Source organism: Paenibacillus sp. EB106-06-01-XG199 (genome assembly GCF_058791575.1).
Window position 1 is genome coordinate 106,221 of sequence record NZ_JBYTDQ010000002.1, and the last position, 12,771, is coordinate 118,991.

Below are 12,771 nucleotides of genomic sequence, written 5' to 3' on the forward strand. Positions count from 1 at the left end.
CAACCAAGGCCTGTGACTGCACTCACTTTTATCCAATTTGCGAACGTGCGGCATTCTCCAGAGCCAGCAGCTGTTCCCTTATTTTCACTGCTTCACCGATGATAATAAGTGCCGGATTGCTGATCTTCATAACCGCGGCCAGCTTGTCGATGTTGCCAAGCGTACCGGTCACCCTCCGCTCACGGTCTGTAGTCCCATTCTCGATCAGCGCTACAGGAGTTGCAGCATCCTTCCCATGCTTCAGCAGCTGTTCGCAGATCCCGCTCAAATGGCTTACCCCCATGTAAATGACAAGGGTATCCACGCTGTGAGCAAGCGCATCCCAGCGGACAGGAGCAGCATGATCGTGACAGCGGCTGCCGGTTACGATGGCAAATGAAGCGGCGAGGCCGCGATGAGTCAAAGGAATTCCAGCGGAAGCCGCTGCACCGATGGCCGAAGTAATGCCGGGAATGACCTCGTAGGGAATTCCCGCAGCAGCAGAGGCAAGCGCTTCTTCCCCGCCCCGTCCGAAGACGAAGGGATCACCGCCCTTTAAGCGGACAACATGGCTGCCGGCGGAAGCATGTTTAATCATCAGCCTTTCAATGCCTTCCTGGGGCATAGAATGCTGGCCCGGCGCTTTACCGCAATAGATGCGCAGTGCCTCCTTCCTGCCATAAGCGAGCAATTCTTCATTCACCAGCCGGTCATAGAGAATAACATCCGCAGTCTGAATGCGCCGCAGCGCTTTGACTGTAATCAGCTCCGGGTCCCCCGGTCCTGCTCCAACAATACTTATGCTTCCCTGTTTCATAGGCTTTTCTCCAATGCTGCCGTGCTTGAGATAACAGCATCTCTCCATCCGGACGGCTGCTCCGCTGTGGAAGAAGCTCCGGACTTAAAGCTTTTTTGCGAAAGATAGAACAGCAGGCCCGTAAACAGCCCCCCGCCGAGAAAATTCCCGAGCAGAACGGGGATACCGTTCCAGAGCCACCAGTCTCCAAAGCTGACTTTTGCCCCTAGCAGCATTCCAGCAGGAATCACGAACATATTGACCACCGTATGCTCAAAGCCTTGACCGAAGAACGTTAGGATCGGCAGCCACATCGCCAGTATTTTTCCGGCTGTGGATTTAGAGGTCATTGCCATCACTGCCCCGAGCGTAACCATCCAGTTGCAGAGCATCGCCTTGATTAAGGCGAGCGTCATCCCCTCTGCCCCCATACTCTTATAAGCAGTTGTTTTGCCTTCACTTGTTGTGATTAACGTCTGAATTAGCGGATTTGACATATCGGTCCCCATTTTTGTAATAGTGAGGCCATATAAGGCTGCATATACTGCACAGCCAATTAAGTGCCCGATAATTACCCAGAAGAAATTGTTCAGCATCCGGCCGGGAGACGTCTTTTTCTCCAGCACCGCCAGCGGAATCAAAGCAAAGCTGCCGGTAACGAGCTCCAGTCCAAGCAGTATAATCATTACAAAGCCGACAGGGAATAAAAGTGCTCCGATCATAGGTATCTTAGTTTGAGCTGTTGCTGTAAAAGCTAAGGTAGTCGCACACGCCAGTATCGCTCCCCCGAGGCTGCCGCGTACAATAAGCTGCGTGATGCTCAGCTCCGCTTTGGCCTTGCCGGCTTCGATCATTGCGGATAACACTTCACTAGGCTTCACGTAATCCATGACTATTCCCCCTGTAATCACTAGTTGTACTAGATAGTCAGATAGATGTGCCCGCTGCTGTGATCTACCTCTACCTCATAGGTTGTCACATGACCGGAATCGGGTGCCTGCACAGCACCGCTATGGAGGTCAATCCGCCAGTCGTGGAGCGGACAATGCACCTTTGAACCGCAGACCATACCTTCTGATAAGACGCCGCCTTTGTGCGGGCATTTATTCTCAACGGCCAGCACCTCACCCCCAGTAAGACGGAATAAGGCTATTTCCTTGTCTCCCACCTTGAACTTGCGTGAGCCTCTGATGTCGATATCCGTCAAATTGCCAACAAGCATTTTGGTCATAGTCATAGCAGTGGCCTCCTTATACCGTCTCGGGTTGTGAGAGTTCTTCGAAATTCTTGCGCAGCTCCGGCTCATTAACAATTTGTTTCCACGGATCGGTGGTGAGACTGAGTGTCTTCTGAATTCTTTCCTGGAGCGCCAGCCGTTCTTCCTTAAGCTCTAAGGCCTGCTTAATGCTGTCCAGACCTACACGTTCGACCCACTGGGCTGTCCGTTCGTTCCAGCCGGCATTCTCCCGGTAATATTGCAGAAATGCACTGGCCCACTCCAGCACTTCATCATCGGTCTTCACTACGCAGAGGAGATCCGTTGCCCGTACATGCACACCGCCGTTGCCCCCGATATGCAGCTCCCAGCCGCCATCAATGGCGACAACGCCGAAATCCTTAATCGTCGCTTCCGCACAGTTTCGCGGACAGCCGGAGACTGCAAGCTTCACTTTGCCCGGCGTATTCAGCCGTTCGAAAGCTTTCTCTAAGCGAATGCCCATACCAAGGGCATCTTGCGTACCGAACCGGCAGTAGGTGGAGCCGACACAGGTTTTAACCGTCCGGAGTGTCTTGCCGTAGGCATGCCCGGAAGCCATATCCAGCTCTTCCCACATCTTCGGCAGATCCTCCTTCTTGACGCCGAGCAAATCAAGTCTTTGCCCGCCGGTGAACTTCACCAGTGGAACCTCGAACTTCGCGGCAACCTCTGCGATCTTGATCAGCTCAGCCGGTGAGGTCACGCCTCCATAAATTCGCGGTACCACCGAGTACGTGCCATCTTTCTGGATATTGGCATGGTAGCGTTCATTCGTGTACCGGGACTCCTTCTCATCCACATATTCTTCAGGCCAGAGCATCCCCAGATAGTAATTCAATGAAGGACGGCATTTGGCACAGCCCTCTTCATTATTCCAATCCAGTACATTGATGACTTCCTTGACTGTCTTCAGTTCCATCCGCTTGATCTCGGCGACAATTTCGTCGCGTCCAAGTGTAGTGCAGCCGCAGATGCCTTCCTTGACCGTGACCACATCATCACCGGCATAGAGCTGCAGCAGTCCCTCTACCAGCGGTTTGCAGCCGCCGCAAGAGGCGGAAGCTTTCGTGCAGGCTTTGATCTGGCCTACGCTGGTGCAGCCCCCGGATTGAATAGCCTCGGCTATCGCCCCTTTGGACACACCGTTGCAGCCGCAGATGATCTCGTCATCAGCCATGCCCTCCAGCCGGTTTCCTTTGGGCGAGGCAAGTGCATCGCCGGAAATCCCAAGCAGCAGTTCTTTTTCCTTCCCCTTAATATTCTCGCCTTTCTTAATCATGGAGAATAGCTGTGCCCCGTCATTTGTATCGCCGAACAATACGGCACCGATCAGCTTGTCGTCCTGAATGACCAGCTTTTTGTAGACTCCGTCAATCTCATCCTGATAGCGTAAAGCTCTAGACCCCGGCTGCTCCGTGAACTGCCCTGCGGAGAATACATCGACCCCGGATACTTTCAGCTTGGTCGAGGTAATGGAGCCTGTGTAGCCTTCGGTCGGCACACCCGCCAGTCTCTTGGCGAGCACAGCCCCCTGCTCATATAACGGAGCTACCAGTCCGTAAGCAATACCCCGGTGCTCTGCACATTCTCCGACCGCATAGATTCCGGGAATATTGGTCTCCAGATAATCATTCACAATGATGCCGCGGTTAATCTTAATAGAGCTCTTGCGTGCCAGCTCAATATTCGGCTTGATGCCGACTGCCATCACGATCAGATCGGTTTCAGCCACTTCACCGTCTGTGAACAGCAGACCTTTAACTCTTTTTTTACCGAGAATCGCCTCTGACTGCTTCTTCAGCAGGAACTTCATGCCCTGTTCTTCCAGCTCTTTGCGGAGCATCACCGAAGCCGCTTCATCCAGTTGGCGTTCCATAATATAATCATGGATGTGTACAACCGAAACCTCCATCCCCAGGTGCAGCAGTCCTCTTGCCGCCTCCAGACCAAGCAGTCCTCCGCCGATGACCAGCGCTTTTTTATACTTCTGCGAGGTTTCCTGCATAATCCGGGTGTCCTTAATATCGCGGAATGCGATGACCCCTTCCTTCTCTGCTCCGGGCAGCGGCAACATGAACGGGTTAGAGCCGGTGGCAAGAATCAGTTCATCATAACGGGCTTCTATCCCTTTATCCGTATATACTTTACGCTCCACAGTATCTATGGAAGTGACAGTGTGGCCCGTATACAGCGTAATATTAAAACTGCGGTACCATTCAAGGTCATTGATAATAATCTCATCCATGCTGGCTCCGCCTGCGAGGACAGAAGATAACATAATCCGGTTATAGTTCGGATGCGGCTCGGAACCAAAAATCGTAATCTCGTAAGCCTCAGGAGCCAATTTGAGCAAATGTTCGATCGCCCGTACCCCCGCCATCCCGTTACCGACCAGTATCAGTTTTTTGCGTATTGCTGACATATGTCTCTCTCCTCTCCATGTAGACAACAGAAATAACCCGCTTCACTCCGGCCGGAAACTTACGTTTCCAGGTAACAGATGTGAGAGCAGGCGCCATTGCCGCTTCGACCGAATACATCGTTGTATTCGTAGATTTGATGAATTTGTTAAAATGACTATACTACATGAATTCGTAATACGTCAACAATTATGACATATAAATTTTTATATATTTAATTTATCGACAACAACGCTCAATGTGTGTTATATAATATAACATTATAACTTATATTGTACGTTCAATAGCAGATCAATGACGTCGATCATTACGATGTAAAAGGAGCGTCAAACTATGCATTCCCTGCTCGTCATTCATAATGGTACAACAGAGAACGATACAGAAGCGCTCTCGTCCCGGAGCCCGGACGTCATTCTTCGCTCCTGCGGTTATGTGGTCGAGGTAGCTGATACTCTGGAACAGGCCTTGGCCCTGATCAGCGATGCCGATGCCTCCATTCTTCATTTGCCTATCACCGAAATCAATGAATGGAGCACCCCGCTGATCCAGCACAAAATTGCACCAATAGTCTGGTGGTGCACCTCCCTGACCGCGACATTATCTGTCTCGGCCTGTGAAGACAATATCAGGGTCGACGGGATATTATCCCCCTTCATGCACCCGCAGGAAATTCACTGGATTCTTCATTTCAGCGCCAAGCAGTGCTTCGAACGCCATCAATGGCTAAAGGAGCGGGAGCAGCTGCTGTCCCGGATCGAAGAGCGCAAATGGATTGATATGGCTAAAGGCATCCTCTCCAAGGCGAAGAACATCAGTGAATCCGAAGCCTATGACCTTCTTCGCAAGCAGGCGATGAATGAACGCAAGCGTATAGTTGATGTCGCCACGTCGATAGTTAAAGTATATCAGCTGCTGCAGGATCAAACTTAAGGAGAATCCCATATGATCAATATTCTAAAAGAAGTTGCCAGAGGCAAACGGGGTGCCCGGGATTTAAGCTATGATGAAGCTTATTATGCTGCGGAATCCATTCTGGGCCAGACGGCCTCTCCCGTGCAGATTGGCGCCTTTCTAATTGCGGAGCGTATCAAGCTGGAAAGCATCGAGGAGCTGGAAGCCTTCGTAACGGTCTGCCGCAAGGTTGCCCTCCGGGAGCCGGTTCAGCAGGGCATGGATTGTGCCGGGCCTTATGACGGGAGAACGAATTCTTTTGTCGCCACCTTTCCTACCGCCTTCTTGCTGTCTGCTGCGGGAGTGCCGGTCACACTGCATGGTTCCCCTTCCTTGCCGCCAAAGTGGGGGGTTACGCTACAGGACATCATTCAAGCCTCCGGTATCGAGATTGCCAGGCTGTCCCGGACAGACGCGATCGAAGCTGCACAAGAAAGCGGCGTCCTCTTCGCTAAGGCTGAGCAGTGGTGTCCTCCGCTTGGGGCCATCCGCAGCCTCCGGGAAGACATTGGCATGAGAACGATCCTGAATACAGCCGAGAAATTGATCGACTATTCTTGTTCTCCTTACATCGTATTCGGGATCTATCATAATACTGTATTCGACCGGATTTCCAGACTTATCGTGAAGCTCGGCTATCAAAAGGGATTGGTTGTTCAAGGGGTGGAAGGCTCTGAGGATCTCTATATCGACCGGCCGAACCGCATATACTCCATTGCGAACGGCATAGCGCAGCTGGATATCATTGATCCTGATGCGCTGGGACTTGAAACCGTAGTGCCTGAAATGGACTGGACTCCCCAGCGGCAGCTGCTTACAGCTGAAGCTGTGCTTCAGGGAGGCGGGCATATGGCCTTTTACAATCAGACGCTGTTGAACGGCGCAGCCCGGCTTCACGTGGCCGGAAAGGTCAATTCCATAGAAGAAGGCGTGTATACTTGCAAGCATTTACTGGACAATGGAGACGCCTGGACTGTCTACAGCAAGTGGAAAAACGCACTGCTCGGCAGTAAAGCACTCCACTAGAGCTGTAACAAAAAAAGCGCGCAACCGTAACAATACGGTGCACGCTTTTTGCTGCAAAAAAGACCTAAGACTAAGAATAACTGCTATTAATCGGTATGCAATGCTTGCCGCTGCTTGCGGGATTCGGCAGACTTTTGCGGCTCGCGGCCCCCTCCTAATTTGAAGACCAGAATCCCGCCTACAATCACCAGAACCCCTATGAGCTGATTCAATGTGAACGGAACCTTGGCCAGACCAAGCCAGCCCAGTGAATCCCACAACAGGGCGAAGCCAAGCTGAGACGTCAGTACAATCGAAATCGCATAAGTCGCTCCAAGCAGCCTTGTGGCCTGCACCAGACAGATGACAACACCGACCCCGATCATTCCGCTGATCCAATACCAGGGCTGCATATGCTGAAGAGTAAACATATTTTTGCCTTCAACGATGAGTCCCATTACCAGTGAAGCAATAAAGCCCATCCCTAGTACCAATGTTGTTGTGGACCATGATCCAGTATGTTCATTTACTTTGCTGTTGAATATGTTCTGCAGGCTCACAAGCGCCCCGGCAAACATGGCCAGTAGTAGTCCCAGTATCATTATCTATTACTCCCTTTTCGTCTTCTTTATGTTCATCAGTATGGTGTAGTTGCCTCGTAAATATTACGCTGTGCCAGCCTGCTAAGCCCTTCCCGGTCCTTCACCAGAATGTAGCCTTTGCTGCGCTCGGTCAGCCCCTGCTGGCAGAACTTCTGGATTACCCTGTTCAAATGCCTGTAGCTGGTGCTAATAAAATTCGCCGTATCCACCAGATTAATCGTGCTTAACTGCCCTGTAAATTGAGGATCGGATTCATCATAGGTGATGGATAAAAGATAACTCGCCAGCCGTACCTCAACGGGGTGCATCAGGTTCAAACTGAGGAAATCGGATTTTCTGTAGAATTTCCGAGTAATGATCTCCAGCAAAAATTGCAGCAAGGGCGGATGATTCCGCCCGTATTTTTTCAGCCATCTGTACGGTATGCAAATCATATGAACCTGCGATACGGCTTCAACCGTGTTCAGCAATTCTGTTCCCTGAATGTATTCAACATCCCCGATTAGCTCAAGCGGTGTCTTGAAGCAGATAATCAGCGTCCTGCCCTCGGCCGTCGTCGTATAAATCTTGAGTTTGCCTTTAACCAGCACGTACAGCGACTCGGAAGGATCTCCTTTGAAGCAAATCGTTTCCCCCTGCGTAAAGCTGTACAACGACAGATGCGCCTTCAGCGGTTCAATGAAAATATGCTCAAGCTGATGTTTCTGCAAATAGGTCTGCAGCAGACCTTGATCTTGAATTTCCTTCATGGCCGGCTTCCCTCCAAGGCTAGAACTTAAGAATGACTACACCTAAGATCATCATGCCGATTCCAATAAATTGCGGCAGCCGCATCTTCTGCTTCACCACGCCGAACCATCCGTTGCTATCTATCAGAAATGTAAGGAACAGTTGTGCGATCAGCAGTGCCGATATGGTAAAGGTAACACCGATATTCTGAATTGCGGTCACTTCGCTGAAAATAACAAAAGCGGCGAAGGCACCTCCTGTTAAATACAAAGGTTTGACCAGCTTGAAGCCTTGTTTCTTTCCGTCTCGAACGAACAGCAGGATGATAAAGGCCATAATAAAGCCCGTTAATTGGGTAATGGTCGCTGCCTGCCACGTGCCTATATCCTGGCTGATGCGGGCGTTGGCTACCCCTTGCAGCGTAATGCAGGCCCCGGCCAAGAATGCAAAAATAATTCCTCTCATTGCTTCTCTCTCCTCTATGTGATCTCTGCTTTAATTAAATGACATCTGGCGTTATCCGTGAAGGACATATGTCCTAAGTGGAAGAAAGAGTTGATTTGGAGAAACAGGCCAATAATTCGAAGGCCCGTTTCAAGCCATGGCATTGGCTGAAACGGGCCTGAAGAAAAATATTAGGAGAGTAGCTTCATTTCTTGTAATTGATCAAAAATGATCTGGCTGACAGCGGAAACACGTTCCCTGTCTTTATAGCTAAGCCATGCCAATTCTGCTATTTCCGCTGCCGGAGCAAGCTGCCCTGTGTAAGCTGCGGTGAGACAGGTCATCTGGACAAGCACGCCTTCCTCTTTGCCATGGGCTGCTGCTTCATAAGTGCCAAAAGACTGGATGCTGTCCGGCTCAATCCGGACCGTTAATTCCTCTTCGATCTCCCGGATTAATGTCTCATTGTCGGTTTCACCCGGTTCCCGTTTCCCGCCGGGAAAATAATAGGTATCCTTTCCGTGGGAACGGGCAGCCAATACTTTACCTCCCACGATGTGAATCCAAGCGATCTTGTCTATCGTTACTGTCATGTAAATCCCCCTCAAAATCTTGGCCTATGTTCTTTTAATTAAAAGCGGAATTTCTTGCTACGGAAAGGACATATGTCCTTGTTGCAATCCGGCCAGAGGGTTCTTACCATTGACGCTTCACATGCATATATTCCTCCGCTTCATCCCAAGGAACGGAGAAAGCTTGCCCTTTCGCGCAAAAAATCGAAATGGAGGTGTAAGCCGGATCGGCATTTTTATTGTATTGTTTACTTAGGATAACGGTTTCCGGTTCATGGCAATCCTGATAACCGGCAACCCTTAGCGACAATGAGCCTTTGCCTTGCGTCATTGAGGCCAGTCTGACGGAATAGTTCATAAAGGTGTCGACAGGCACCGTACCCGTGACGACTGCCACTTGATCCGTCATCTCGGGTGCAACAAAGCTCCCGCTAGCCTGCTGGATATCCGCCATTACTTTGCCTACATGATCGATATTTATCCTGATCTTGAGCGCATACACCGGCTCCAGCAAAATATTCTCCGCCTGCTCCAGTCCTTGACGCAAAGCCCGAAATGCGGCTTCCCGGAAATCCCCGCCGTGGGTGTGCTTATTATGCGCTCTTCCACTTAGCAAGGTGATACGCAGATCCGTCAGCGGTGAGCCGGTAAGCAGGCCGCGATGCCCGCTTTCCAGTAAATATTGCTCAATCTGGTGCTGGTAGCCGGCAGCTAAATCGTCGGGGTGGCACTCATTCTGAACAGAGATACCGCTGCCGCGAGCGCCGGGCTCAAGCTTCAGATGCACCTCGGCGTAATGGCCGAGCGGTTCAAAATGGCCACAGCCGTAGACTGTGTTATGGATTGTCTCCATGTACAGAATCTCCGGATCGCCAAATGTCACCGGGATACTGAAGCGTTCGCGCATAATCTGCTCCAGAATTTCCAACTGAATTTGCCCCATCACCTGAATATGCAGTTCCTGCAATTCCTCATCCCAGCTCACATTCAGCGACGGGTCTTCCGCACCCAGCTGCTGGAAGGCATTATGCACTTCCTTAAAGTGCACGGGCGGTTCAAACCGCACCTTTGATTTCAATGTCGGGACAAGCTCGCTGCTGAGGTGATCCTGCAACAACCCCACACCTTCTCCAGGCTTAGCGGATGTTAACCCCGTGACCGCAAACAGCTCACCTGCAGCGCCCCATTCCGCCGCTGTTGTCTTAGCCCCGTAAATTTTGCGGATACTGGTAATCCGTTCCTCTATCCGTTCCTGGGCAGGACCGTAAGCCAGTTCCTCTCTTGATTTAAGCACGCCTTGCAGTGCTTTGATGTAGGTGATCCGTGTTCCCTTTTCATCATGGCGGATCTTATATACTCTTCCTGAAAAAGGCTGCTGGTAATCATATTCAGTATGTACCAAAGCATCCAGGTTGCGGAGAAAGCTGTCGATGCCCTCATCCAGCAAGGCAGAACCAGACATACACGGAAAGATATTGCCGCGCTTGACTAAAGCGATGAGCGCTTCGTGCCAGGAAGAATCACTTTGGCCTCCGTCCAGATAAGCCTCGAACAGCCGCTCATCGCGTTCAGCCATGAACGCCTTCAGTTCTTCGTCTACTCCGGTTTCCTGGATTTCCGGCAGCATGAAGGCATCCCGGCTGAGCTGTTGGCGGATTTCATTTAATACACGCTGCGGGTCAGCGCCCGCCCGGTCGGTTTTATTGATGAAGAAAAAGGCCGGAATTCCATGCCGGCGCAGCAGCTGCCATAAGGTCTCTGTGTGTCCTTCCACACCTTCAACAGCACTTACAATGACTACCGCGTAGTCGAGAATCTGCAGCGCGCGCTCCATCTCCGGCGAGAAATCGACATGCCCGGGCGTGTCCAGCAGAAAGTAGCGCGAATCTCCGATGTTAAATTCCGCCTGGTCGGCAAATACCGTGATTCCACGCGTTTTTTCAATCTCATGTGTATCTAAAAACGTATCTTTATGATCCACTCGGCCCCGGTTGCGGATTGCCTCCGTATGATAGAGCAGCTGCTCGGCGAAGGTCGTTTTCCCGGCATCGACATGGGCGAGCAAACCGATGGTTGTGTTCCTTGTCATAGAGTCGGCTTATACACCCCCACGGATGTGCGGAGCAACCTCGTTGCTGTAAAACTGGCTTAACCGCTGCATCTCTTCTGCCGTAAAGGAAGGAACTTCTCGTGACGCGAGGTTATCAGCTACCTGCGCTTCATTCTTAAATCCTGGAATGATGCAGCTGACGGCAGGATGATCCAGAATCCAGCGCATCGCTGCTCTTGCCATGTTCCCCCGGCCTTCGCTGATCCAATCCAGCTTGCGGGCCAGCTCTACACCTTTGACAAAAGGCAGACCGGCAAAAGTCTCGCCCACATTAAACTGCTCACCGTTGGCATTGAAGCTGCGGTGATCGTCAGGCTGGAAGGTGCTGTCCTCCTTGAACTTCCCTGTGAGCAGACCGCTGGCAAGCGGCAGCCGCACCAGGATTCCCGCACCTTGCGCTTCGGCACGCGGCAGCAGTTCCAGAGCCGGCTGCTGACGGAACAGATTGAAGATGACCTGAAGCGCTTGCACGCCAGGATACTCGAGACATAGAAGTCCCTCTTCAATCGTTTCCACGCTGACTCCGTAATGGCGGATTTTACCCTCAGCTTTTAATTGATCCAGAACGGCAAATACACTACCGTCACGCAAAATCTCAATTGGCGGACAATGGATCTGATACAGATCAATGGCTTCACGCTGTAGGCGGCGCAGGCTTTGTTCCGCGTATTCGCTTACTCTCCGTGCTGAATAATTCTCAGGATCATGAATGTCACCGGCACGGCAAAATTTCGTGGCAATATGTATTTGATCTTCTTTGCCTTTGGTGGCTTTGGCAAGCAGCTCTTCGGCATGTCCGGAACCGTAGACATCAGCGGTGTCGAAGAAATTCACACCTTGCTCAATAGCCAGCGCCAGTCCCTTCAACCCGTCCTCATCCCGGCTTGTTCCCCAGTCGCCGCCAATGGCCCAAGTGCCAAAGCTGACTTCGCTGATCGATAGCCCTGTATTTCCAAGCTTACGGTAATTCATATGATATCCTCCCGGAATATTAGATTGTTAACGTCACTTGCACAGCAAACCATCCATTTCTATTATGAACGGTTCGCTGTGCAAGACACAAGTAGCACCTTACTCCCTCACAAAAGAAAAAACCGGGTAGTGCTCAACAGGGGCAAATCCCAGTTTGGACGCTAGTCTGTGAGAAGGGTGGTTGTCATGCGTGGTTTCCCAAAGCGGAGCCATCCCTCTTGTCAGATAAAAGTCGATTAAAGCAGTTGCAGCTTGTTCTGCATAGCCATTGTTCCGCTCAGCTGCTTCGAAAGTATCCACGTCAATAAAATATTCACGTCCGGCTGTGAACCCGTTATTTTTGCAGATCGAAAGGGTACGTTCTCCAAACTTTACCGCCGCACCGCAGGTTGTCTGCTGAGCAAACTTTGTATGTACATAAGGCAAGTGATGATAAGCATCAGGCAAAACAGGATACTCAGAGAGTTCGATCCGCAGGTTACTGGTTATATCCGGTTTCGTGTATTGTTGTCTCCGATTAAATTGCTCAGGATGGAACACATACACTGACTCGAGATGTTTATCCACGTTCCATTTGTTCAATTTGTCCATTCCGCCCAGAAACAACTTCTCCCACTCCCTGGAATCATCCGTATAAATTTCAAACCAGCTGCGGTTCTGAGCTTTGCAATCGGGAAGTACCACATCCTGCAAAAACAGCTTCATTGCCTCTTTATTCTGCTCCGGGTTGATGTCACCTGCGGCATACATCCATCTGCCGGTCGCCCACACTATTGCAAGGGTCGGTCTCTCCGTTACATCTGCAAATACCCGCCCCGGATAATTCCCCCGCAGCACAGATAACGCCGGAATATGCTGCTTTTTCTGGTTAAACAAAGATTCGAGTATTTCATACTCTTTATAGTTCAGCTCTTTCATCCCAGTTCTCCTGAA

Annotated in this window: 13 protein-coding genes; 2 read left to right on the forward strand and 11 right to left on the reverse strand. The window is 50.9% G+C overall.

The annotated features are described in order from the left end of the window. Window positions 1–28: 28 nt before the first annotated feature. Genes cobA through nirB form a run of 4 tightly spaced genes read right to left on the reverse strand, consistent with a single transcriptional unit; the run spans window position 29 to window position 4,455 of the window. Entirely contained in the window at window positions 29–796 is a 768-nt protein-coding gene (gene cobA / locus AC3WT9_RS06255; protein WP_492407503.1) for a uroporphyrinogen-III C-methyltransferase, read from the reverse strand. Further along, window positions 793–1,665: a formate/nitrite transporter family protein gene (locus tag AC3WT9_RS06260; protein ID WP_492407504.1), complete on the reverse strand. Its 873-nt coding sequence runs from the start codon at window positions 1,663–1,665 to the stop codon at window positions 793–795. Before AC3WT9_RS06260 ends, cobA begins: the two co-directional genes overlap by 4 nt. Window positions 1,666–1,694: 29 nt before the next feature. After that, the gene (gene nirD, locus AC3WT9_RS06265; RefSeq protein WP_341097662.1) at window positions 1,695–2,006 is read right to left on the reverse strand and encodes a nitrite reductase small subunit NirD; all 312 of its coding nucleotides are present in this window, start codon (window positions 2,004–2,006) and stop codon (window positions 1,695–1,697) included. 19 nt (window positions 2,007–2,025) lie between these two features. Then, window positions 2,026–4,455 (reverse strand): nitrite reductase large subunit NirB, encoded by a 2,430-nt coding sequence (gene nirB / locus AC3WT9_RS06270; protein WP_341093001.1) that lies wholly within the window; start codon window positions 4,453–4,455, stop codon window positions 2,026–2,028. 331 nt (window positions 4,456–4,786) lie between these two features. On the opposite strand from nirB, the gene AC3WT9_RS06275 reads away from it, so the two are divergent. Further along, entirely contained in the window at window positions 4,787–5,383 is a 597-nt protein-coding gene (locus AC3WT9_RS06275; RefSeq protein ID WP_341092999.1) for an ANTAR domain-containing response regulator, read from the forward strand. A gap of 12 nt (window positions 5,384–5,395) precedes the next feature. Then, a complete protein-coding gene (locus AC3WT9_RS06280; RefSeq protein ID WP_341092996.1) occupies window positions 5,396–6,430 on the forward strand; it encodes an anthranilate phosphoribosyltransferase in 1,035 nt (344 codons plus the stop codon). 86 nt (window positions 6,431–6,516) lie between these two features. On the opposite strand, the gene AC3WT9_RS06285 is transcribed toward AC3WT9_RS06280, so the two are convergent. From AC3WT9_RS06285 to AC3WT9_RS06315, 7 genes are all read right to left on the reverse strand, one after another. Beyond that, window positions 6,517–7,011: a DMT family transporter gene (locus AC3WT9_RS06285; RefSeq protein WP_341092995.1), complete on the reverse strand. Its 495-nt coding sequence runs from the start codon at window positions 7,009–7,011 to the stop codon at window positions 6,517–6,519. A 35-nt stretch (window positions 7,012–7,046) separates the two neighbouring features. Then, window positions 7,047–7,760 (reverse strand): Crp/Fnr family transcriptional regulator, encoded by a 714-nt coding sequence (locus tag AC3WT9_RS06290; protein WP_492407505.1) that lies wholly within the window; start codon window positions 7,758–7,760, stop codon window positions 7,047–7,049. 19 nt (window positions 7,761–7,779) lie between these two features. Next, window positions 7,780–8,205 (reverse strand): DMT family transporter, encoded by a 426-nt coding sequence (locus AC3WT9_RS06295; RefSeq protein WP_341092992.1) that lies wholly within the window; start codon window positions 8,203–8,205, stop codon window positions 7,780–7,782. Between the two features lie 170 nt (window positions 8,206–8,375). Beyond that, on the reverse strand, window positions 8,376–8,777 hold the full coding sequence (locus AC3WT9_RS06300; protein ID WP_341092991.1) for an NUDIX hydrolase: 402 nt from the start codon (window positions 8,775–8,777) through the stop codon (window positions 8,376–8,378). 103 nt (window positions 8,778–8,880) lie between these two features. Then, complete coding sequence (locus tag AC3WT9_RS06305; protein ID WP_492407506.1) at window positions 8,881–10,845, reverse strand: GTP-binding protein; 1,965 nt, start codon at window positions 10,843–10,845, stop codon at window positions 8,881–8,883. Between the two features lie 9 nt (window positions 10,846–10,854). Beyond that, a complete protein-coding gene (locus AC3WT9_RS06310) occupies window positions 10,855–11,838 on the reverse strand; it encodes an aldo/keto reductase (protein WP_342481855.1) in 984 nt (327 codons plus the stop codon). A 99-nt stretch (window positions 11,839–11,937) separates the two neighbouring features. Continuing rightward, a complete protein-coding gene (locus AC3WT9_RS06315) occupies window positions 11,938–12,756 on the reverse strand; it encodes a GNAT family N-acetyltransferase (protein ID WP_341092987.1) in 819 nt (272 codons plus the stop codon). Window positions 12,757–12,771 lie beyond the last annotated feature (15 nt).